Here is a 22,132-nt window from a genome sequence, read left to right on the forward strand (position 1 = left end):
CTTGAAACGATAGCACCGCTGCGGTCATCCCCCGGCAACGGCCTTTGACGTGTATCAGCCTCGCTTCGCCATGGCTTCACCCATGCGAACCGGTGCAGCAGGGGCCCAGCTCTCGTTGAACTGCAGGTCGCCCTTGGGAAACAGCATCACCACGGTCGAGCCCAGCAGGAAGCGACCCATTTCCTGGCCCTTCTTCAACTCGATCTTCTGGTCGTCATAACACCACTCGTGCACTTGCTTGCTGCGAGGCGGGTTCACCACGCCATGCCACACCGTGGCCATGCTGCCCACGATGGTGGCCCCAACCAGGGTCAAAACGAAAGGCCCGTTTGCCGTTTCAAACACACAGACCACGCGCTCATTGCGAGCGAACAGACCAGGCACGCCACGGGCCGTCGCGGGGTTCACCGAGAACAGCTCACCCGGCACATAGATCATGCGGGTCAAGCGACCATCACAAGGCATGTGAATGCGGTGATAGTCCTTGGGGCTCAGGTAGATGGTGGCAAAGTGGCCATCGTCAAACTGTGCGGCCAACTGGGCATCTCCGCCCACCAGTGCGGTGGTCGAATAGTTGTGCCCCTTCGCCTGGAAGATCTGATCCTTGGCAATCGGACCATATTGGCTGATTGCGCCATCCACCGGGCAGATCAGATCAGCCTTGGCCAAGGGACGAGCCCCCGCCTTCAGCGGGCGGGTGAAAAACTCGTTGAAGGTCGCGTAACTGGTGACATCCGGGTTCGCGGCTTCGCTCATGTTCACGCCATAGCGCGCCACAAACCAACGAATGAAGCGCTCGGTCAGCGCACCACCGCGGGCGGAAGCGGCTTTCCCCGCCAGGGTAGTCAGAGCCACCTTGGGCAGCAGGTATTGCATCCAGACAAACAGACGATCAGACACGGCTTCATCCACAAACAATCAATCGAGACGCGCATTCTAGGCGCACAGGTTGGCACGGTTTTCGCAATCAAGACTGTATACAGTTTTGACACTCACCGGAGTCTTGATCCATGGCCACCGTCCTGCACACCCGTCGTTCCGTTCTGAGCACCTTGGCAGCATGCGCCGCACTGACATGGGGCATCGCGGCCCCCACAACGGTGCATGCCGAAACCCCCATCAAGTTCCAGCTCGACTGGCGCTTTGAAGGTCCATCGGCCCTGTTTCTCCAGCCCGTCGCCAAGGGTTACTTCAAGCAAGCAGGGCTGGATGTGTCGGTCGATGCGGGCAACGGCTCTGGCGGTACCGTGACACGCGTGGCTTCCGGAACCTATGACCTGGGCCTGGCCGACATGGCTGCGCTGATGGAGTTCCACGCCAACAACCCAGACGCACCCAACAAGCCCGTGGCCATCATGATGGTCTACAACAACACGCCGGCAGCCGTTTTTGCGCTGAAAAAGTCGGGCATCAAATCCCCTGCTGATCTGGCCGGCAAGAAGCTGGGTGCCCCGGTCTTTGACGCCGGACGCAAGGCTTGGACGATCTTTGCCAAGGCTAACAAGGTGGGCCCTGTGACCTGGATCAGCATGGACCCGCCCCTGCGCGAAACCATGCTGGTGCGTGGCGATGTCGATGCCATCACCGGGTTCTCGTTCACCTCGCTGTTGAACCTCGAAGCCCGTGGTGCCAAGGCTGATGAACTGGTGATGTTCCCCTACGCACAGTACGGCGTGAAGCTGTACGGCAATGCCATCATCGCTTCGCCCAAGATTCTCAAAGAGAACCCCGAAGCCGTCAAAGCCTTCCTGAAGGCCTTTACCAAGGGCGCCAAAGAGGTGCTCGCCAACCCCGACGCCTCGATTGAACACGTGAAGGCTCGCGACGGCATCATCAACGTCGAGCTGGAAAAGCGTCGCCTGAAAATGGCCATTGACCAAGTGGTGGCTAGCCCCGATGCCCGTGCCGAAGGATTTGGTCAGGTCAAGCTACCTCGCCTGGCACTGATGGCGTCGCAAGTGGGCGATGCCTTCAACACCAAAACACGTGTCAACCCCGATGCTGTGTGGACTCCAGCCTATCTGCCCTCTGCCGCAGAGCTGAACATCCTGCCCGCCAAGAAGTAAGCCGCCCTCAGCCGAACAAGGATTGGTCATGGACGCTTTTGTCGATTTTCAAAATGTCTGGCTGGCCTACAACGATGAGTTGTGGGAAAAAGGCCAGTTCGCCGTGGAGGACCTCAACCTCCAGATTCGCCAAGGCGAGTTCGTGGCCATCGTCGGCCCATCGGGTTGCGGCAAGTCCACCTTCATGAAGCTCACCACCGGTTTGAAGATGCCTTCCCGAGGACGCATCACCATCGGCGGTGAGCCCGTGACCGGCCCACTCAAGATCACAGGGATGGCCTTCCAGGCCCCTTCCCTGCTGCCATGGCGGACCACACTGGACAACGTCTTGTTGCCGCTCGAGATCGTGGAACCGTATCGCTCCACCTTCAAGGCCAAGCGTAAGGAGTACGAGGCCAAGGCCCGCGCCTTGCTGCAAAGCGTGGGGCTGGCGGGTTACGAAGACAAGTTCCCTTGGCAGCTGTCCGGGGGCATGCAGCAGCGTGCGTCCATCTGTCGAGCGCTGATCCACGAACCGCAAATGCTCTTGCTGGATGAACCGTTCGGGGCCCTCGACGCTTTCACCCGCGAAGAGTTGTGGTGTGCCCTGCGCGACCTACAGGCCCAACAGAAGTTCAACGTCATCCTGGTGACCCACGATTTGCGTGAAGCCGTCTTCCTGGCGGACACCGTGTACGTCATGAGCAAGAGCCCAGGACGCATTCTGGCCAAGCGCGAAATTGAACTACCCCGACCACGCGACCTGGAAGTGACCTACACCCCTGAGTTCACGGCTGTGGTCCATGAACTGCGCGCCCACATCGGGGCCATGCGCAAACCCGCATCCATCAGCACCACCTCGGAGATCGCGCAATGATGAAGATTCCACCCAAGCATCTGGCCCGCTGGGCGCCCTGGGTGCTGCTGTTTGCCATCGTCATCTTCTGGCAAATCATCTGCTCGGCCTTGAACGTCTCCGAGTTCATCTTTCCCAGCCCTGCCCGCATTGCCAGTCAAATTTACGAGTTTCACGATGAAATCCTCAAGCACGCTTGGCGAACCCTGTGGGTCACCTTGGTGGGCTTTGGGATCGCGATCGTGGTGGGGGTCCTGCTGGGCTTCCTGATCGGCAGCTCCCGCCTGGCCTATGCCGCCATCTACCCGCTGATGACCGCTTTCAACGCCTTGCCCAAAGCCGCCTTCATCCCGATTCTGGTGGTGTGGGTGGGCATTGGCGTGGGCCCCGCCATCCTCACCGCGTTCATGATCAGCTTCTTTCCCATCATGGTGAACATCGCCACAGGCCTCGCCACGCTGGAGCCTGAGTTGGAAGACGTGCTGCGCGTGCTGGGTGCCCGACGCTGGGACGTACTGGTGAAAGTGGGCCTGCCTCGCTCACTGCCCTACTTCTACGCTTCCCTGAAGGTCGCCATCACCTTGGCCTTTGTCGGCACCACCGTGTCCGAGATGACCGCATCCAACGAAGGCATTGGCTACCTGCTGATCTCGGCAGGCTCGTCCATGCAAATGGGCCTGGCCTTTGGCGGTCTGGTGGTGGTGGGCGCCATGGCCATGCTCATGTACGAAGTCTTCTCGATTGTGGAGAACCGCACCACGGCTTGGGCCCACCGCGGCAGCCAGAATCACTGAACCGCGTTCAAAACGCCTCGCGTGGTAAGGTCAGCTCCCTGACTGAACCACGCGAATGCGATCCATGAGCCTGCGCCCCCTGACCGCTGAAGAAGCACGCGTTCTTGCCGTGCTGGTTGAAAAGCAGCACACCGTTCCAGACAGCTATCCGCTGTCCCTCAACGCACTGACCCTGGGCTGTAATCAGAAAACGGCTCGCGATCCCGTCATGAACCTGACGGAAGCACAGGTGCTCGAAGCCGTGAATGGACTGCGCGAACTCAGCCTGGTCTCAGAAGTCAGTGGCAGCCGCGTTGTTCGCTTTGACCACAACGCGGCACGTGGCTTGGGCGTGCCCAGTCAATCGGTCGCACTGCTGACCATCCTGATGCTGCGCGGTCCGCAGACCGCCGCCGAGTTGCGCCTGCACAGCGAGCGCCTGCACCGTTTTGCAGACACATCATCGGTCGAAGCGTTTCTGGATGAGCTAGCGAGCAAAGAGCCCCCACGTGTGGTCAAGCTGCCCCGAGCGCCCGGCGCCCGCGAATCGCGCTGGGCTCACCTGCTGTGTGGCGAGGTCTCGATCGACACACCCGCCCCCATGGTGGCGGCTGATGCCGCAGGCTTGGCTGACGAGGTCGCACAGTTGCGAGCTGAACAAACTCGCATGGCGGCCGAGCTGGCTGACTTGCGAGCACTGGTTCAACGTTTGGCTGCCGAGTTGGGCATGCCTGCTGCCGACACCTCAAACACTTAACCGTGAGACAACACCATGCCCAGCGCAGCCAGCGCTGGCGTAGCCAAGACCACCCCAACGTTCAAACCCAAGGCGGGTAGCAACTCGGCCATGTCGTCGGCATGCGCCTTGGCTTTTTGCCAAGCCGTGAGCGCCATCGGCATGGTCAGCACCGCCAAGCCCGTGCCCATGGGCCACCAGCCCCAGGCCAATCCCATCAGCAAGACACCGTAGGCCACGCCGTATTGCGCGGCCAGCAAAGGCACGCAACCCGCCCGCCCCCACAGCATGGGCAAGGTGCGACGCCCGACAGATCGATCGGGCTCCACATCCGGGTACTGGTTGAGCAGCAGCAGGTTGTTGGTCAACGCAAAGGGCAAGATCGACAACATCAAACCGGTCCACGATGCCTGCCCCGTCAGCACAATCTCGGTCCCCAAGGCCATCAAAGGACCGAACCCCAGACCAGGGGCAATCAGGCACAGCCACGGCTGACGGGTCACCCAAGGGGTGTAAGCCACCACCAGAATCAGGCCCAGCACCCCCACGGGCGCCAGCGACAGCATGCGCCCCGGCTCTTGCCACAAGAAGTACAGGCCAATCAGGGCCGTCAGCGACAGCCCACCCATCCCCATGCTCAGTGCGATGGGTGCCAGATCAGGCCGCGCCGGCAATGTGCCACTGCCACCACTGAAGGGCGTCTTGCGCGTGCGCTGATCCAGGCCCGACTTGAAATCCGCATACTCATTGAGCGCATTGACGCCCACATGCGCCATCAAGGCTCCCAACACGCACAAAGCCGCCTGGACACCGTCCATCTGCAAGCCTTGCAGTCGCAACTGCCACCAACTCCACGCCACGGCCAGCGACATGCAGGCCGGCGTCAAGAACAAAAATGGCACCCGCGCAGGGCCCCACCAAGGTTGCTTATCGGATGAGCCCGCCATGGATCACACCTGCCAGAGTTTCTTCCAACCTTCCAAGCCCATCTTGCGCAAGGTGGCCTTGTTGGTTTCATAAATGTCTGCTGCATCCGGAAATGCCTCCACTGCCCGGTCCAGGCTGGCTTCACGGATCAAATGCAGTGTCGGATAAGGCGAGCGATTGCTGTAGTTCTCGATGTCGTCAGACTTGGCATCGGCGAACTGGTAGTCCGGGTGGAAGCTGGCCACCTGAATCAGGCCACCCAAATCGAGCTCTTCGACGGCGGCATCCACGATATCCAGAAAATCATTGAAGTCGAAAAAGTCCTGCAGGACTGCCGGATGCACCAGCAAGGTCGTATCGATCTCTTCCGGATCCGCGTCGCGCAGAAGCGTCAGTTCATGCACCAGATCGGTCAGCAACTCGCCAGGCGTGGTGGCATCCGACACGCTGTAGCGGACCTGATTTTTCACGTGCACGCTCTTGGCAAACGGGCACAAGTTCAAGCCGATCACGGCCTTGACCAGCCAGTCACGCGTGTCAGCAACGATGGTGTCTTTGTCGAAGTTCATGCGCACATTGTCACCCCAGTCATGCTGCGCTTTACACTGATCGGACTGTTGTCTGTCTAGGCGCCTGTCATCAGGCGAATGCGTTACATGAGCTGGCACGGCCACCTGTCTCTGGATTACCGACGCGATGGCGCTCGCACCATTGCCCACGACCGCCATCACGGTCCGCTTCGGGTATTGCAGCGCCTCTATCCCGAAGGTGATGCCATTTGCCACCACGTGCTGGTTCACCCACCGGGTGGCATTGTCGGAGGCGACGTGCTGGACATCGAGGCCCGGCTGGCCCCGGGCAGTCACGCCGTCATCACCACCCCCGGTGCTACGCGCTTTTATCGCAGTGCCGGCGCCGAGGCCATTCAAAATCTGAAGGCACAGCTTGCCGAAGATGCTCGCCTGGAATGGCTGCCGTTAGAAACCATTGCCTACCAAGACAGCATCGCCCTCAACAAAATGAGGTTTGAACTGGCCCCCGGGGCCGAGATGATGGGGTGGGATGTGGTGGCACTGGGCTTGCCCGCGGCGGATCAGGCTTTTGATGCTGACAGCCACCCCAACGGCCGATTCACGCAAGAAATCGAACTGCCTGCCATTTGGCTGGAACGTGGCACCGTGCATAGCACCGACAAGCTGCTGCTGGACAGCCCCCTGGGTTGGGCCGGGCACCGTGTCATGGGCACCTTGTGGCTGGCCAGCGGTACGGCCATGAGCCGCACCCGGCGCGAGTCCTTGCTGGAGTCGGCTCGCAGCCTTCACACCACGCACACGCTCGCGGCCACATCAGGCAGCAGCAGTCCGCACGAACAGGTGGTGGTGGTGCGGGTGCTGTCAACCAAAGTTGAGCCACTGATGCACTTGCTGACCCAGATCTGGGGCGCCTGGCGGCAAGAGGCTTGGCAATTGCCCCCCTGCCCGCCCCGCATCTGGCGCATGTGACGCCTCGTGCCTCGGAAGAAGACCGCCGGCATCCCCACGCATGGGGGACTTCTTCGCGACGTTCCGCCTCTATGATCGACTCATTCAAAAAATAACCGCCCCACCGGCATTCAACGCTGAATCGACGGCACTGGGGTGGCACACAAGCAGGAGTTTCGCGCCATGAAGGTATTGTTGATCGACGACCATCCACTGATCGTGGCTGCCCTGCAGTCGGTCATCAAAGGCCTGGGCGAAAACGTCACCGTCGACGCGGCAGACAGCGGGCGCGCAGCACGTGACACCCTCCGTGCAGACGCCAATTACGATCTGGTGCTGCTGGATTTGCACCTTGGCGATGCCGATGGCTTTGACCTGCTGGGTGAATTCCGCAGCCGCTACCCAGCCATTCCGGTGGTGGTCATTTCCGCGTCCGACCGGACCAGTGATGTCATCCGCGCCATTGACCTGGGCGCCATGGGATTTGTCCCCAAGCGTGCCAGCAACGAAACCCTGTTCGACGCTTTGCAGCAGGTGATGTCAGGGGGCGTCTATGTGCCCCCCATGACGATGAGTGGCGATGGCTCGGCCACGGGGTCAGTGCAACTGCAGCAAGTCCGGCAAGAGGCTCAGGATTTCGGCTATCAAACCATGCCGTCCTTGAGCGAACTGGGGCTCACCCCGCGTCAGACCGACGTACTGAACCTGCTGCTCAAGGGGCAACCCAACAAGCTGATCGCGCGTGAGTTGGGCTTGTCCGTCGAAACAGTGAAGGACCACGTGGCGGCCGTGTTGCGCGCGCTCGGCGTGAACTCGCGCACGCAAGCTGTGATTGCGGTAAGCCAGATCCTGCAAAAGCAAGCGGTACAGGCCCCAGCAAACGGAGGCATCGGGCACCCGTACCGAACGACCGCTTACGGCACCACACCTGCCGGCCCATCGGTTGCAGGCTGGCGGGTTCGCTAAGCGTTGCACACCCCGCTCAAGGTCGACAAAAGGCTGATCGCGCTTGCGCGTACTCAGCCTTGAGGCGTGCCACCAATTCGGCCGTGGGTTGAACGGCCTTGATGGCGCCAATACCCTGCCCGCTCCCCCAAATGTCCTTCCATGCTTTGGCCAGCTTGGGCTCGGCATTGCCAAAACTCATGTCACTGGGATCACCCTCGTCGAGGTGATCGGGGTCAAGGCCAGCGTTGACGATGGAGCCACGCAAGTAGTTGCCGTGCACACCGGTGAACTTGCTGGCGTACACGATGTCTGCACTGCTGCTGTCCACAATCATCTGCTTGTAGGCATCGACTGCACGTGCTTCATCCGTCGCGATGAACGCAGAGCCCATGTAGGCGAAGTCTGCCCCCATCACCTGCGCCGCCAGAATGGCACGCCCGGTCGCTATGGAACCAGACAAGGCCAATGGGCCATCGAACCACTCTCGAATTTCCTGCACCAAAGCGAAGGGGCTCGTGGTCCCGGCATGACCGCCCGCACCGGCGCACACGGCAATCAAGCCGTCTGCCCCTTTCTCCACCGCCTTGTGTGCGAACCGGTTATTGATGACGTCATGCAGCACGACACCGCCCCAGTTGTGCACCCCTTGATTGACATCTTCACGGGCCCCCAGAGAAGTGATCACCAGCGGCACTTTGTATTTCTCGCACAGTGCCATGTCGCAATCGAGTCGGTCATTGCTTTTGTGAACGATCTGATTGATGGCAAACGGTGCGGCGGGCTGCTCTGGGTGCGCTGCGTTCCATGCAGCCAAAGACTCGGTGATCTCAGCCAACCATTCGTCAAGTTGCGAGGCTGGGCGAGCATTGAGTGCCGGCATGGATCCCACGACGCCAGATGTGCATTGGGCGATCACCAGTTTGGGGGTGCTGATGATGAACATGGGAGACGCGATCACCGGAAACGGCACGCGCTGCAAAACAGACGGCAAGGGCATTCGGGTCTCCATATCAATGTGCAAATGTGCAAATGGGCAAAGCAAAATGCCCTCACCGGACGGGCCGAGTGAGGGCATCGGATTCATCACACAACCGGCTATCACCGATTGTGCGTTAAACCTTGATCAATCGATCAGAAGGCATCCACAGGCATGGCCGACACGCTATCGCCACCGTTGAGGATGATGTCGCGCAGCGAAGCCACTCGAGCCAGGATGTGATCGCCGTAGAAACGGGCAGTCGCGATCTTGGCGGTCATGAAGTCGGCGTCTTCACCAGCAGCCAGCTTGTCTTCGGCCACGATCAGGGCACGTGCCATTTGCCAACCCGACACCAGGTTACCAGCCAGCATCAGGTAAGGCACCGAGCCAGCAAACACGGCGTTGGGGTTGGTCTTGACGTTGGCCAAAACAAACTCCACCACTTCCAGGAAGGCTTCGCGAGCGGCCTTCAGCTGGGTTGCCAGCTTCTTGCCTGCAGCGCTGTCGCGACCAGCCAGTTGGGCTTCGACTTCAGCGATTTGAGCGGCAACGGCCTTGGCCACAGCGCCCTTGTCACGTGCAGTCTTGCGGCCCACCAGGTCGTTCGCCTGGATGGCAGTCGTACCTTCGTAGATCGGCAGAATGCGCGAATCGCGGTAGTACTGAGCGGCGCCGGTTTCTTCGATGAAGCCCATGCCGCCGTGCACTTGCACGCCCAGCGAGGTCACTTCAACGGAGTTCTCGGTCGAGAAGCCCTTGATCAGCGGCACCAGGAATTCGTAGAAAGCCTGAGCTTGCTTGGCGACTTCCGCATCGGGGTGATGGTGAGCGGTGTCGTAAGCAGCAGCGCCCACCAGAGCCATGGCGCGAGCCCCTTCGGTCAGTGCACGCATTGTCAGCAGCATGCGCTTGACGTCGGGGTGGTGAATGATGGCGGCAGAACCAGGCTGCGAACCGTCCACGGGACGCGACTGCACGCGGTCCTTGGCGTAGGCCACGGCGTGTTGGTAAGCACGGTCGGACACGGCCAGACCTTGCAGACCCACGTCGTAACGAGCAGCGTTCATCATGATGAACATGTACTCGAGACCGCGGTTTTCTTCGCCCACGATGTAGCCGATGGCGCCTTCGCCGACTTCACCCTTGTTGTCACCGTAGACCAGCACAGCAGTCGGCGAAGCCTTGATGCCCAGCTTTTCTTCGATGGAGGCGCAGTAGACGTCGTTGCGCTTGCCCAGCGAACCGTCTTCGTTGACCATGAACTTGGGCACCACGAACAAGGAGATGCCCTTCACGCCTTCAGGCGCGTCAGGGGTACGGGCCAGCACGAGGTGGACGATGTTCTCGGCCATGTCGTGTTCACCGTAGGTGATGAAGATCTTCTGGCCGGAGATGCGGTAGGTACCGTCTTCCTGCTTGACCGCCTTCGAGCGCACCAGAGCCAGATCCGAACCGGCTTGAGGCTCGGTCAGGTTCATGGAGCCAGTCCACTTGCCGGAGATCATGTTGGGGATGTAGCGCTGCTTGAGCTCTTCGCTGGCAGCGGTCAACAGGGCTTCGGTGGCGCCAGTGGTCAGGATCGAGCACAGCGAGAAGCTCAGGTTGGCAGCCATGGTGTGCTCAATGCAAGCCGCACCGATGATCTTGGGCAGACCTTGGCCGCCGTATTCCACGGGCTGTTGCAGACCTTGCCAGCCGGCTTCGGTCAGGGCCTTGTAGGCATCCTTGAAACCAGCAGAGGTACGCACCTTGCCGTCGTCCCAGGAACCGTGGTCTTGGTCACCGCTCCAGTTCAGGGGGGCCACGACTTCTTCGTTGAACTTGGCGGCTTCTTCCAGAACGGCTTGGGCGGTTTCGTAGCCAGCGTCTTCAAAACCGGGGATCTGAGCGACCTTGTCCAGGCCAGCCAGTTCCTTCATGCAAAACAGCTGGTCTTTAACGGGAGCGCGATAGGACATGTGTTTCTCCAATAACGACAAAAGGGGCGCCTCGAAAGACGCCCCTGAGGGTGTTCTCAGTCAGACCATGAGTCTGCCATGAGTCCCCAAATTACAGGGCCTTGACGAGTTCGGGCACAGCCACGAACAGGTCGGCTTCCAGACCGAAGTCAGCCACTTGGAAGATCGGGGCTTCTGGATCCTTGTTGATGGCCACGATGACCTTGGAATCCTTCATACCGGCCAAGTGCTGGATGGCGCCGGAGATACCGCAGGCGACATACAGTTGAGGCGCAACGATCTTGCCAGTTTGACCGACTTGCAGGTCGTTCGGGGCGTAGCCAGCGTCCACAGCAGCGCGCGAAGCACCGATGGCGGCGCCCAGCTTGTCAGCCAGCGGAGGCAGAACTTCGTTGAACTTCTCGGCAGAACCCAGGGCACGGCCACCGGACACGACGATCTTGGCGGCGGTCAGCTCAGGACGCTCGGACTTGGTCACTTCGCGACCGACGAACGAGGACTTGCCGGAGTCAGCAGCGGCAGCAACGGTTTCCACAGCAGCGGAACCACCGGTGGTGGCAGCAGCGTCGAAAGCGGTACCACGAACGGTCATCACCTTGACAGCGTCAGCCGATTGAACGGTGGCGATGGCGTTACCAGCGTAGATGGGACGCTCGAAAGTGTCAGCCGAGATCACCTTGGTGATTTCGGAGATTTGAGCGACGTCCAGCTTGGCGGCCACGCGAGGAGCCACGTTCTTGCCCGAAGCGGTAGCGGGGAACACGATGTGGCTGTAGCCCGAAGCCACGGCCAGCACTTGCTCAGCCACGTTCTCAGCCAGGCCATCAGCCAGTTGAGCGCCGTCAGCGTGCAGAACCTTGGAAACGCCAGCGATTTGAGCGGCAGCAGCGGCAGCAGCACCAGCGTTGGAGCCAGCAACCAGAACGACGACGTCGCCAAAAGCCTTGGCAGCGGTCACGGCGTTGAGGGTGGCACCCTTGATGCTGTTGTTGTCGTGTTCAGCAATAACGAGAGCGGTCATGCGTTATCTCCTCAGATCACTTTGGCGACGTTCTTCAGCTTGTCGACCAGGGTCGCCACGTCGGCAACCTTGATACCAGCGGAACGCTTGGCAGGCTCTGCCACGCTCAGGGTCTTGATACGGGGGGCCACGTCCACACCCAGGTCAGCCGGCTTCACGGTTTCCAGGGGCTTCTTCTTGGCCTTCATGATGTTAGGCAGCGTCACGTAGCGAGGCTCGTTCAGACGCAGGTCGGTGGTGACCACGGCTGGCAGGCTCAGCGAAACGGTTTCCAGACCGCCGTCGACTTCACGGGTCACGTTGACCTTGTCGCCAGCCACTTCCACCTTGGAGGCGAAAGTACCTTGGGGCAGACCGGCCAAAGCAGCCAGCATCTGACCAGTTTGGTTGGAGTCGTCGTCAATGGCTTGCTTGCCCAGAACGATCAGCTGAGGTTGTTCCTTGTCGACCAGAGCCTTCAGCACCTTGGCAACGGCCAGAGGCTGAACTTCTTCGTCGGTTTCAACCAGGATGCCACGGTCAGCACCGATGGCCATCGCAGTACGCAGGGTTTCCTGGCACTGAGCTGGGCCGACGGAGACGGCGACGATCTCGGTAACAACGCCCTTTTCCTTCAGGCGGGTGGCTTCTTCGACGGCAATTTCGTCGAAGGGGTTCATGGACATCTTGACGTTGGCGATGTCGACACCAGAGCCGTCAGACTTCACGCGAACTTTCACGTTGTAGTCCACAACCCGCTTGACCGGAACCAGAACCTTCATGAGTTGTTCTCCTGCGTCATGAGGAAGAGTTGAGTAAAAAGCCGTGCCCAAAAAAGCACGATCGTTCGATTCTACAGTGAGTTGGCACTCCGTGCACCCCTCAACTGCGTAAAAGAAAGACAATATGCGACTTCGATGGTGAAAGCGCTTCGTCCAGGTGACGATTTTTGTTCATGCCCAGTCAAATTACCGACGTCAGTGCAGTTGATTTGACCCCCGACAAGGGTGAAGGACACCGAATTGGGGTGTTTGACTCCGGACTGGGGGGATTGTCTGTACTGCAGGCGCTCCGCGCACGCCTGCCGCATGCAGAAATGCTCTATGTGGCCGACTCCGGTCATGCACCCTATGGGGAAAAGGACGTGGCGCACATCACGGCACGCAGTCTGCACATCAGCCGCTTTCTGCTGGGTCAAGGGGCGGATGCCATCGTCGTGGCTTGCAACACAGCCACCGCTGCCGCGGTGCACGCGCTGCGCGCGCAATGGCCGCATGTGCCGATCATCGGCGTTGAACCGGGGGTGAAGCCCGCGGTCAAGCAATCGCCAGGCAAGTGCATCGGTGTGCTGGCCACGCCTGGCACGCTGGCAAGCGAAAAGTTCCGTCAACTGGTGGCGCGGCATGTCCACGAGGCGCGCATCACCTTGCAAGCTTGCCCCGGTCTCGCCAAAGAAATTGAAACCGGTGTGCTGGACAGCCCCAGGCTGCGTGAACTGGTGACGGTTTTTTCCGCTCCTTTGAAAGAGGCTGGCGTCGACACCGTGGTGCTGGGGTGCACGCACTATCCTTTCGTCCGTGCCTTGTTCTCACACGCTTTTGGCGAACATGTATCGATCATCGACACGGCAGAGGCCGTGGCACGTCAGGTCGCGCGTCAATTGAACGGCACCCCCTCCAATGACAACAGCCTGAGTCCGCCACATAAGGGCGAAACCAGGCTGTGGAGCAGCGGCGACCCGAAGCACCTGAGTGAAACGGTGCACCGCTGGCTGGGGTTGAGGGCGGAGGCCCGCCCCCTCCCCTGATCAGATCAGCAAGTTCTTGTTCTGATCATCCAGCAGGCCCTTCAGCGGATCAACGGCCAGCGAGGTGTCGGCAACGGCGGTGCTTGTTGCGGCCGTGCTGGTGTCTGCCGTGGCAGTGGTCGACGCGATGCTGCTGGAGGTGGCACTTGCACTGCCGTCCGTGCCACTCAGCTGATTCAGCGCTTCGGACTCAGCTGGTGCAGCCAAGATATCTGCAACGCTGACTTGGGCAGCTTGCGTTGAGGTGCTGGCGTCTGCGGCCGCGCCCTGCTGGAACCAGACGTCGGCCATGTCATGCGACTTGCCATCTGTCGTGGTGTAGCTGGAGACCAGCTTCAACAGGTTACCGTTGTCCACCGTGGTGCCGGTCTGGGCGTGCAGATCCAGCGAGAGGATGCCAAGGTCGGCCAGCGACTTGAGTTCGCCAGCATCCGTGACGCCGTCTTGATCGCGGTCCACCCAGACCTGCAGCTTGCCGAAGTCAGCATCGGTGGCAGACAGGGTACCGTCCTGGTTGCTGTCAAGCTGTGCCATGGCGACGTAGCCGTTGCCAGCATGCGTACCGTCAGACTTCAGCGTGCCAGAGCCGAACAGCTCGGTGCCGTTGTTGATGATGCCGTCACCGTTGCGATCCATGACCAGCAGGCCATCGGTCGATGAGGCCCAGCCGACCTGTGTCGCGTTGCCCGTGCCATTGAGGTCGAACGTGACGCCAGAGACTGCCTTGGAGACTGTGCTCACACCGTTGCCATCCAGATCCAGAACAATCGGGGTTGCGGCGAACATCGCATCCAGTTGAGCACCCGACATCGCCGAGACGTCATCGGCTTCGAAGGCCGAGATCTGGGTCATCGACATGGCCCGGATGTCTGCGGTTTGCAGCGCTGCGATCTGATCGGTCGTGAAAGCCACGATCTGTTCGGTCGTCAACACGGCAGCTTGCGCCGTGGTCAACGCGACGATGTCGTCGGTCGTCAGCGACGCGAACTGCTCGGTGCTCAAGGCCACGATTTGCGCCGTCTTGAACGCTGCCATTTGCGAAGTGGTCAGCGATTGCAGATCAGCAGTTTCGAAAGCGTGAACCTGGCTGGTGCTCAGCGCTGCAACCTGCTGGGTGCTGAGTGCTGCCAGGTGATCACTGCTCAAGGCAGCAATGCCGTCCGTGGTCAGGCTGCTGATGGCCTGGGTGCTGATGGCTGCGATGTCCTCGGTTTGGAAGGCTGCAACTTGTTCGGTCGTCAGCGCAGCGACTTGGGTGCTGCTGAAGGCATGAACCTGAGCAGTCTGGAAGGCAACGATGTCATCTGTTGCAATCGCGGCGATTTGCGTTGTGGTCATGGCCGAGATTTGCAGCGTGGTGATCGCCCCCACCTGGTCTGTGGTCAAGGCCACGATCTGATCGGTCGTGAAGGCCTTGAACTCATCGCTGGTGAAGGCCTTGATCTGCGTCGTGCTCATCGCAGCCAGATCGTCAGTCGCAATGGCTGCCACTTGCGTGGTGGTCATGGCAACCAGTTGGGCCGTCGTCAGAGCGCCCACTTGCGTGGTCGTCAATGCGTCCAGCTGATCACTGCTCAAGGAGCGGATTTGATCCGTACCCAGCGCCTTGATCTGCGTGGTGGTCAGCGATGCCAGGTCATCTGTGGCCATGGCATTGAGTTGCGTGGTGGTGAACGCAGCAACCTGTGCGGTGCCCAGCGCCACAACCTGCTCGGTCGTCAGTGCCTGGATGCCTTCGGTGGTCAGACCGCGCAGCGCACTGGTGCTCAGCGAGCCGATGTCACCGGTTTCCATCGCAGCGACCTGATCTGTACTCAGCGCAGCCAGTTGTGCGCTGCCCAGAGCCTTGATCTGATTGGTGTTGAGCGCAGCGATGTCTTCAGTGCCGAAGGCCGCGATTTGCGAACTCGACAACGACGCCACTTGCGTGGTGGTCAGCGTCGACACCTGGCCCGTTTCGAATGCTGCAACCTGCTCCGTGCTCATCGCGGCCAGTTGCGTCACGCTCAAGGACTTGACTTGATCGGTCGTCAGCGCAGCGACGTCATCCGTCTGCATGGCAGCAACTTGATTGGTACCCAAAGCTGCTACCTGAGCCGTTGTCAGTGCAGCGGTCTGATCAGTCGACAGCGCCTGAATGCCCTCGGTGGTCATGCTGCGCAGGGCCGCGGTACCCAGCGCCGAGATGTCGCTGGTTTCGATGGCGGTGATCTGGTCGGTGGTCAGGGCGGCCACTTGCGTGCTGGACAACGCCTTGATCTGATCCGTGCCGAAGGCAGCAATGTCTTCGGTCGAGATCGAGGCGATCTGGGCCGTGCTCAGGGACTGGATCACGGCCGTGGCAACGGTATGCAGTTGCTCAGTGGTCAATGCCTGGATCTGGTCGCTGGTCAGCGCCTTGACTTGCGCCGCAGTCAGCGAACGCAACTGCGTGGTGGTCAGCCCGGGGATGTCGTCGGTGGCGATGGCGGCGATTTGACCTGTGGTCAGGTTGGCAACCTGAGCCGTTGTCAGTGCAGCCACCTGATCAGAAGACAGCGCCTGGATGCCTTCGGTGGTCATGGAGCGCAGCGCCGCAGAAGCCATGGCGCCGATGTCACCCGTTTCGAAGGCGGCAACCTGTTCCGTCGTCAGCGCGGCAACTTGCGTGCTACCGAGCGCGGCAACCTGGGTGGTGCCCAGCGCAAGGATGTCTTCCGTGGTCACCGCAGCGATTTGGCTGCTGGTCAGAGCGGCTACCTGCGTCGCCGTCAGCACAGACGCCTGGCTGGTTGTGAACGCGGCAATCTGATCGGTGCCCATGCCCTTGAGTTGTGCGGCAGACAGGGCCTTGACCTGATCGGTGGTCAAGGCAGCCACATCCTCCGTCCCCATGGCGTGGACTTGTGCTGTCGTCAGTGCGACCACTTGTGTGGTGCTCAGCGCAACGATCTGTTCAGTGCTCAGTGCCTGCACACCATCGGTGGTCATGCTGCTCAGCGACGCGGCCGTCAGCGAGCTGATGTCGCTGGTTTCAATCGCTGCGACTTGGTCTGTGGTCATCGCAGCCAACTGCGCACCCGTCAGAACCTTGATCTGGTTGGTGTTCAGGGCAGCAACGTCTTCCGTGGAGATCGCAGCGACTTGTGTCGTCGTGAGCGAAGCCACTTGGACGGTCGTCAGCGCCTGCGCTTGTTCCGTTGTCAAGGCGCCAACCTGTTCCGTACCCAGCGCACGGATCTGAGCGCTGCCCAGTACCTTGATCTGGTCGGTGGTCATCGCAGCCAGATCTTCTGTCTGAACCGCCTGCACTTGCGAAGTCGTCAACGCAGCCACCTGTGCCGTACCCAGCACCGAGACTTGATCCGAGGTCAGCGCCTGGATGCCATCGGTGGTCATGGCGCGCAGCGCCGTGGTGTTCATCGCCACGATGTCATTCGTTGCGATGGCGGCCACTTGTTCGGTGGTCAATGCTGCGACCTGCGTGCTGCCCAAAACCTTGATCTGGTCACTGGACATGGCAACGACATCGTCGGTTTCCATCGCGGCGATTTGCGACGACGAGAAGACTGCGACTTGCGTGGTGGCGAGGGCCGCCACTTGGTCGGTGGTCAAGGCCTTCACCCCATCCGTGGTCAGACCACGAAGGGCGGCGGTGTTCAGCGAAGAAATATCACTGGTTTCAATCGCCACAACCTGATCCGTGGTCAGCGCAGCCACTTGCACGCTGGTCAGCGACTTGATCTGGTTGGTGCCCATGGCCGCGATGTCATCTGTCGACACCGCGGCAATTTGTGTCGACGACAGCACGGAAACTTGCGCCGTGGTGAGGTTTGACACTTGATCGGTCGTCAAGGCATGGATCTGATCCGTACCCATCGCCCTGATCTGTGCTGCTGACAAGACAGCGAACTGCGTGGTCGTCAGTGCCTGGACATCGTCGGTCGCCATGGCGGCCACCTGATCGGTGGTCAGAGACACCACTTGTGCCGTGGTCAGCGCAGCCACTTGTTCAGTGGTCAGCGCCTGGATGCCATCGGTCGTCAGGCCTTGCACCGCAGACGATGTCAATGCCGTGATGTCGCGTGTTTCGATCGCAGCAACCTGATCGGTGGTCATGGCCGCCACTTGGGCATTCGTGAAGTAGCGAATCTGGTTGGTGCCCAGGGCTGCCACGTCATCGGTTGCCATCGCCGCCACTTGTGCTGTGGTCAACGCCGTCACTTGCGCAGATGTCAACACACCCACTTGATCCGTGGTCAGTGCCACGATCTGGTCTGTGCCCAACGCACGGACTTGATCGCTGGTCAACACCTTGAACTGGTTGGTGGTCAAGGCCGCCAAGTCATCCGTTTCCAGCGCCTTGACCTGGTTGGTGGTCAGTGCAGCCACCTGGGTTGTGGACAGGTTAGAGACTTGGTCGGTCAACAAGGCCTGGATGCCTGCAGTGGTCAACCCTCGCAGCGCCGTCGACGAGAGGCCGCTGATGGCACTGGTGGAAAAGGCAGCCACCTGGTCGGTACCCAGGACAATGGTCTGCGCGCTGCTCAACGATGCCAGCTGAGTAGTGCCGAGTGCAGCGATGTCTTCAGTCTGGATGGCAACCACCTGATCCGTTGCCAAGGCACCAACCTGAGCGGAAGTCAGGACACCCGCCTGATCCGTACCCAGCGCCACGATCTGATCTGTGGTCAAGGCATGGACTTGTGCCGTGGTCAGGGCGCGGATCTGGTTGGTGGTCAGCGACTGCAGGTCATCCGTCTCGATTGCACGGATTTGCGTGGTCGACAACGCAGCCAACTGAGAAGTCGTCAGCAACGACGCTTGCTCTGTGGTCAACGCGGCAATCGCGGAAGTGGTGAACCCTTGCACCGCTGCGGTCGTCAGCACCGAGATGTCATCGGTACCGATGGCGGCAACCTGGTCCGAACTCAACGCGGCGACCTGCGCACTGGTCAGCACACGCATCTGATTGGTGGTCAGTGCGCGCACATCATCTGTTTCGACGGCGGCGACCTGATTCGTGGAGAAGGCAGCCACCTGGGTGGTGGTCAATGCAGCGACCTGATCAGTGGTCAGCGCCTGAATGCCGGTCGTCGTCAGGCCACGCACAGCCGCAGTGGTCAAGGCATGGATATCGGCCACGTCAATCGCAGCAACTTGATCGGTGGCCATCGCAGCCGTTTGCGCGCTGTTGAAAGCGGCCAACTGTGTGGTGCCCAAGGCTGCAACGTCATCGGTTGCCAGCGCGGCCACCTGTGCCGTACCGAGCGCTGCGACTTGCGCCGAGGTCAGCACTGCCACCTGGTTGGTATTGAGCGCCTGAAGTTGGTCGCTACCCAAGGCAAAAACTTGTGCGGTGGTGAGCGAGCGGATCTGCGCTGTGGTCAGGGCATCGACATCGTCCGTAGCCAGAGCAGCCACTTGCGAGGTCTTGAGAGCGGAAACCTGTGTGGTCGACAGCGACGAGACTTGCTCGGTGGTCAAGGCCTGGATGCCATCGGTTGTCAGGCCACGAATGGCCGCTGTGGTCACCGCATTGAGGTCAGCCGTCTGGATGGCTGCCACCTGCTCTGTGGTCAAGGCCGCCACTTGGGCGCTGCTCAACATACGGGCCTGGTCGGTGGTCAGCGCGACGACCGCGTCCGTCGTCAGGGCAGACACCTGCGTGGTCGTGATTGCAGAAACTTGCGCACTGGTCAGTGCTGCGACCTGCGTGGTGTTCAGCGCAGCTACCTGATCCGTACCCAAAGCCACCACTTGCGCAGAAGCCAACGCACGCACCTGTGTGCTGCTCAAAACATTCAGATCATCGGTTTCAATGGCTGCGACTTGGGCCGTCGTCAAGCCACCCACCTGCACGGCAGTCAGGTTCGCAACTTGCTCAGTCGTGAGCGCCTTGATGCCATCGGTCGTCATGCCACGCAAGGCAGCGCTGGTGATCGACGTGATGTCCGACGTCTCAATGGCCGCGACCTGCTCGGTCGTCAGTGCGGCCACTTGGGCGCTGGTCAGCACCTTGAACTGGCTGCTACCCATCGCAGCGATGTCTTCACTGGAAATCGCCGCCACTTGCGCCGTGGTCATGGCAGCAATCTGCGTGGTCGCCAGCTTGCCGATCTGTGAAGTTTCGAGCGCGGCGATCTGATCGGTACCCAAGGCTCGGATCTGGACCGAATTGAACGCATTCAGCTGTGCTGAGCCCATGGCCGCAACGTCATCCGTCGCAATGGCCGCCACTTGTGCGGTGGACAGACTAGCAACCTGTGCCGTCCCCAGTGCAGCAACCTGCTCGGTGGTCAAGGCCTGGATACCGTCTGTCGTCAGGCTACGCAGCGCAGCCGTTGCGATCGCAGAGATGACCCCAGTTTGAATGGCGGCCACCTGCTCTGTGGTCAACGCAGCGATCTGCGAGCTGAACAAGCCCTTGATCTGCGTCGTGCCCATGGCCGCGATGTCATCGGTCTCGATGGCAGCAACCTGTGCGGTGGTCAGCGCGTTGACCTGCGCAGAAGTCAGCGATTTGACCTGATCCGTCGTCAAAGCACCGATCTGATCAGTGCCCAATGCGCGAACCTGTGCCGAGCTGAAGGCTCGCACCTGGGTCGTAGTCATTGCGGCCACATCGTCCGTGCCAATCGCAGCAACTTGAGCCGTCTTCAGCGCGCCAACTTGTGTGCTGGACAAGGCCGCGACTTGATCGCTGGTCAGCGCCAAGACACCACTGGTGGTCATTCCCTGCAGCGCTGCCGTGGTAATCGCGGTGACTTGATCGGTCGCGATGGCAGCGATCTGATCGGTGCTCAGTGCAGCCATTTGCGCGCTGGTCAGCGCACGGATTTGAGCTGAACCCAAGGCATTGACGTTGTCCGTCGCAATGGCGGCAACCTGAGCCGTTGTCAGTGCAGACACCTGCGCCGACACCATGGACGACACCTGCTGTGTACCCAGCGCAGCGATCTGATCAGTGCCCAGCACCTTGACCTGCGTGGAACTCAGCACCTTGATCTGGTTGGTGGTGAGCGCAGCGACATCGTCGGTTGCAATCGACGAGACTTGTGTGGTGCTCAAGCCCACCACCTGGGCGGTGCTCAAGGCGGCGACTTGCTCAGTGCTCAAAGCCTGAACACCGTCCGTGGTCAGGCCCTTGATGGCGGCTGTGGTCAGCGACGAGATGTCGGTGGTTTCAATCGCCGACACTTGGCCCGTGCTCAGCGCGGCCACTTGCGTGCTGCTCAGCGTCTTGATCTGGGTCGTCCCCATGGCGCTGATGTCTTCCGTCGAGATGGCCGACACCTGAGCCGTGCTCAGCACCGTCACCTGCGCCGTGCTCAGCACACCAACGTGAGAGGTGGTCAGCGCGTCGACCTGATCGGTCACCAGCGCCTTCACCTGCGCCGTCGTCAAGCTCTTGATCTGATCGGTGGTCAGCGCCTGAATGTCTTCGGTTTGAATCGATGCGACCTGGGTGGTCGTCAGCCCCGCCACCTGTGCGGTGGTCAGTGCCGCCACTTGCTCGGTCGTCAGTGCCTGCACGCCATCAGTGGTCAAACCCTTGATGGCGGCTGTGGTCAGCACGACCAGATCCTCGGTCTGCACTGCTGCCACCTGCTCGGTCGACAATGCGCCGACTTGTGCGCTGGTCAGTACCTTGATCTGCCCCGTCGTCAGGGCCTGAATGTCATCTGTGGCGATCGCGCTGACCTGGGTGGTCGTCAGAGAGCTGACTTGGGCAGTCGTCAGGGCGGTGACTTGGTCTGTGTTCAGCGCCACGACCTGTTCGGTGGTCAGTGCACGAATCTGGGTCGAACCCAGCGACTTGATCTGTGTGGTGGTCAGCGCGTCCACGTCTTCTGTCGTGATTGCGGCAACCTGAGTGGTCGTCAGCGCAGCCACTTGCGTGGTCGCCAGCGCCACCACTTGATCGGTACCCAGCGCCTGAATGCCACTGGTCGTCAGGCCACGCAAGGCGGACGTGGTCAGCGCAGAAATATCGCCCGTCTCAATCGCGGACACCTGGTCGGTGGTCAACGCAGCCACTTGAGAGCTGCTCAGCGCCTTGATCTGGGTGGTCCCGAATGCCTCGATGGCATCCGTCGTGACCGCTGACACCTGGGTGGTGGTCAGTGCGCTCACCTGGGCACTGGTCAGTGCTGCGGCCTGACTGGTGTTGAGCGCCGCCACCTGATCCGTCTCCAGCGCACGAATTTGAGCGCTGCCGAATGCCCGGATCTGTGTGGTGTCCAGCTTGTCGATGTCTTCCGTTTCCAGTGCAACCACCTGCGTGGTCGACAAGGCGCCAATCTGGTTGGTCGTCAGCACCGTGACCTGCTCGGTCGTCAGCGCTTCGATCGATGCCGTGGTCAGCGCCCGGACTTGGGCTGTGCTGAGCAAGCGAATCAGATCGGTCTGGAATGCCTGAATCTGGTCGGTACTGAGTACAGCAATGTCTGCCGTCTCAATCGCCTTGACTTGCGTCGTGGTCAGCGCCGCGATTTGGTCTGTATCGAATGCCGCCCAATCGGCCGTGGTCAGTTTCGCGATCGTTGTGGTCGACAGCGTCGCAATCTGCGCGGTGGTCAACGAGTCAATGATTGAGGCCATGGGACACCCGATATCTGTTCGTGAAAAATCACCCGCCCC

At 60.7% G+C, this 22,132-nt stretch carries 15 protein-coding genes; 7 read left to right on the top strand and 8 right to left on the bottom strand.

Going from position 1 to position 22,132, the window contains the following annotated elements:
• Positions 1-54 precede the first annotated feature (54 nt).
• Entirely contained in the window at positions 55-900 is an 846-nt protein-coding gene (gene asd / locus ACOYNB_RS12145) for an archaetidylserine decarboxylase (RefSeq protein WP_422839313.1), read from the bottom strand.
• 110 nt (positions 901-1,010) lie between these two features.
• On the opposite strand from asd, the gene ACOYNB_RS12150 reads away from it, so the two are divergent.
• From ACOYNB_RS12150 to ACOYNB_RS12165, 4 genes are all read left to right on the top strand, one after another.
• Complete coding sequence (locus ACOYNB_RS12150; protein ID WP_422839314.1) at positions 1,011-2,066, top strand: ABC transporter substrate-binding protein; 1,056 nt, start codon at positions 1,011-1,013, stop codon at positions 2,064-2,066.
• Positions 2,067-2,094: 28 nt separating this feature from the next.
• The gene (locus tag ACOYNB_RS12155; RefSeq protein WP_422839315.1) at positions 2,095-2,922 is read left to right on the top strand and encodes an ABC transporter ATP-binding protein; all 828 of its coding nucleotides are present in this window, start codon (positions 2,095-2,097) and stop codon (positions 2,920-2,922) included.
• Positions 2,922-3,695 carry an ABC transporter permease gene (locus ACOYNB_RS12160; RefSeq protein WP_422839333.1) on the top strand — a complete coding sequence of 258 codons (774 nt, stop codon included), beginning with the start codon at positions 2,922-2,924 and terminating at the stop codon, positions 3,693-3,695. The genes ACOYNB_RS12155 and ACOYNB_RS12160 overlap by 1 nt, the downstream gene beginning before the upstream one ends.
• Positions 3,696-3,759: 64 nt before the next feature.
• Positions 3,760-4,431, top strand: a complete 672-nt coding sequence (locus tag ACOYNB_RS12165; protein WP_422839316.1) for a YceH family protein — start codon at positions 3,760-3,762, stop codon at positions 4,429-4,431.
• On the opposite strand, the gene ACOYNB_RS12170 is transcribed toward ACOYNB_RS12165, so the two are convergent.
• Positions 4,428-5,357 (bottom strand): prenyltransferase, encoded by a 930-nt coding sequence (locus ACOYNB_RS12170; protein WP_422839317.1) that lies wholly within the window; start codon positions 5,355-5,357, stop codon positions 4,428-4,430. The two genes, ACOYNB_RS12165 and ACOYNB_RS12170, sit on opposite strands and share 4 nt — an antisense overlap.
• Before the next feature lie 3 nt (positions 5,358-5,360).
• Positions 5,361-5,906 (bottom strand): DUF1415 domain-containing protein, encoded by a 546-nt coding sequence (locus tag ACOYNB_RS12175; RefSeq protein ID WP_422839318.1) that lies wholly within the window; start codon positions 5,904-5,906, stop codon positions 5,361-5,363.
• 87 nt (positions 5,907-5,993) lie between these two features.
• Here ACOYNB_RS12175 and ACOYNB_RS12180 point away from each other — a divergent pair, with 87 nt between their 5' ends.
• Complete coding sequence (locus ACOYNB_RS12180; RefSeq protein ID WP_422839319.1) at positions 5,994-6,839, top strand: urease accessory protein UreD; 846 nt, start codon at positions 5,994-5,996, stop codon at positions 6,837-6,839.
• A 162-nt stretch (positions 6,840-7,001) separates the two neighbouring features.
• Positions 7,002-7,784, top strand: coding sequence for a response regulator (locus tag ACOYNB_RS12185; RefSeq protein WP_422839320.1), 783 nt, complete (start codon positions 7,002-7,004; stop codon positions 7,782-7,784).
• 16 nt (positions 7,785-7,800) lie between these two features.
• Here ACOYNB_RS12185 and ACOYNB_RS12190 read toward each other — a convergent pair whose 3' ends face one another.
• The 4 genes from ACOYNB_RS12190 to ACOYNB_RS12205 all read right to left on the bottom strand — a co-directional run bounded on the left by ACOYNB_RS12190 (position 7,801) and on the right by ACOYNB_RS12205 (position 12,485).
• Complete coding sequence (locus tag ACOYNB_RS12190; protein WP_422839321.1) at positions 7,801-8,763, bottom strand: NAD(P)H-dependent flavin oxidoreductase; 963 nt, start codon at positions 8,761-8,763, stop codon at positions 7,801-7,803.
• Between the two features lie 134 nt (positions 8,764-8,897).
• Positions 8,898-10,703 (bottom strand): acyl-CoA dehydrogenase, encoded by a 1,806-nt coding sequence (locus tag ACOYNB_RS12195; protein ID WP_374258624.1) that lies wholly within the window; start codon positions 10,701-10,703, stop codon positions 8,898-8,900.
• Between the two features lie 91 nt (positions 10,704-10,794).
• Entirely contained in the window at positions 10,795-11,724 is a 930-nt protein-coding gene (locus ACOYNB_RS12200) for an electron transfer flavoprotein subunit alpha/FixB family protein (RefSeq protein WP_422839322.1), read from the bottom strand.
• Between the two features lie 11 nt (positions 11,725-11,735).
• A complete protein-coding gene (locus tag ACOYNB_RS12205; RefSeq protein WP_374258628.1) occupies positions 11,736-12,485 on the bottom strand; it encodes an electron transfer flavoprotein subunit beta/FixA family protein in 750 nt (249 codons plus the stop codon).
• 173 nt (positions 12,486-12,658) lie between these two features.
• Between ACOYNB_RS12205 and murI the strand changes: the two genes are divergently transcribed.
• Positions 12,659-13,510: a glutamate racemase gene (murI, locus tag ACOYNB_RS12210; protein ID WP_422839323.1), complete on the top strand. Its 852-nt coding sequence runs from the start codon at positions 12,659-12,661 to the stop codon at positions 13,508-13,510.
• Here the strand turns inward: murI and ACOYNB_RS12215 are convergent, their stop codons facing one another.
• Positions 13,511-22,093 (bottom strand): beta strand repeat-containing protein, encoded by an 8,583-nt coding sequence (locus ACOYNB_RS12215; RefSeq protein ID WP_422839324.1) that lies wholly within the window; start codon positions 22,091-22,093, stop codon positions 13,511-13,513. It abuts the gene before it with no gap.
• Positions 22,094-22,132: the final 39 nt, after the last annotated feature.

This window comes from Aquabacterium sp. (assembly GCF_049317225.1).
Taxonomy (GTDB): Bacteria; Pseudomonadota; Gammaproteobacteria; order Burkholderiales; family Burkholderiaceae_C; genus Aquabacterium.

Excerpts from the sequence above, each read along its gene's own strand:
- ACOYNB_RS12150 (WP_422839314.1), top strand. The coding sequence starts at position 1,011 with ATGGCCACCGTCCTGCACACCCGTCGTTCCGTTCTGAGCACCTTGGCA.
- ACOYNB_RS12155 (WP_422839315.1), top strand. The coding sequence starts at position 2,095 with ATGGACGCTTTTGTCGATTTTCAAAATGTCTGGCTGGCCTACAACGAT.
- ACOYNB_RS12160 (WP_422839333.1), top strand. The coding sequence starts at position 2,922 with ATGAAGATTCCACCCAAGCATCTGGCCCGCTGGGCGCCCTGGGTGCTG.
- ACOYNB_RS12165 (WP_422839316.1), top strand. The coding sequence starts at position 3,760 with ATGAGCCTGCGCCCCCTGACCGCTGAAGAAGCACGCGTTCTTGCCGTG.
- ACOYNB_RS12170 (WP_422839317.1), bottom strand. The coding sequence starts at position 5,357 with ATGGCGGGCTCATCCGATAAGCAACCTTGGTGGGGCCCTGCGCGGGTG.
- ACOYNB_RS12175 (WP_422839318.1), bottom strand. The coding sequence starts at position 5,906 with ATGAACTTCGACAAAGACACCATCGTTGCTGACACGCGTGACTGGCTG.
- ACOYNB_RS12180 (WP_422839319.1), top strand. The coding sequence starts at position 5,994 with ATGAGCTGGCACGGCCACCTGTCTCTGGATTACCGACGCGATGGCGCT.
- ACOYNB_RS12185 (WP_422839320.1), top strand. The coding sequence starts at position 7,002 with ATGAAGGTATTGTTGATCGACGACCATCCACTGATCGTGGCTGCCCTG.
- ACOYNB_RS12190 (WP_422839321.1), bottom strand. The coding sequence starts at position 8,763 with ATGCCCTTGCCGTCTGTTTTGCAGCGCGTGCCGTTTCCGGTGATCGCG.
- ACOYNB_RS12195 (WP_374258624.1), bottom strand. The coding sequence starts at position 10,703 with ATGTCCTATCGCGCTCCCGTTAAAGACCAGCTGTTTTGCATGAAGGAA.
- ACOYNB_RS12200 (WP_422839322.1), bottom strand. The coding sequence starts at position 11,724 with ATGACCGCTCTCGTTATTGCTGAACACGACAACAACAGCATCAAGGGT.
- ACOYNB_RS12205 (WP_374258628.1), bottom strand. The coding sequence starts at position 12,485 with ATGAAGGTTCTGGTTCCGGTCAAGCGGGTTGTGGACTACAACGTGAAA.
- murI (WP_422839323.1), top strand. The coding sequence starts at position 12,659 with ATGCCCAGTCAAATTACCGACGTCAGTGCAGTTGATTTGACCCCCGAC.
- ACOYNB_RS12215 (WP_422839324.1), bottom strand. The coding sequence starts at position 22,093 with ATGGCCTCAATCATTGACTCGTTGACCACCGCGCAGATTGCGACGCTG.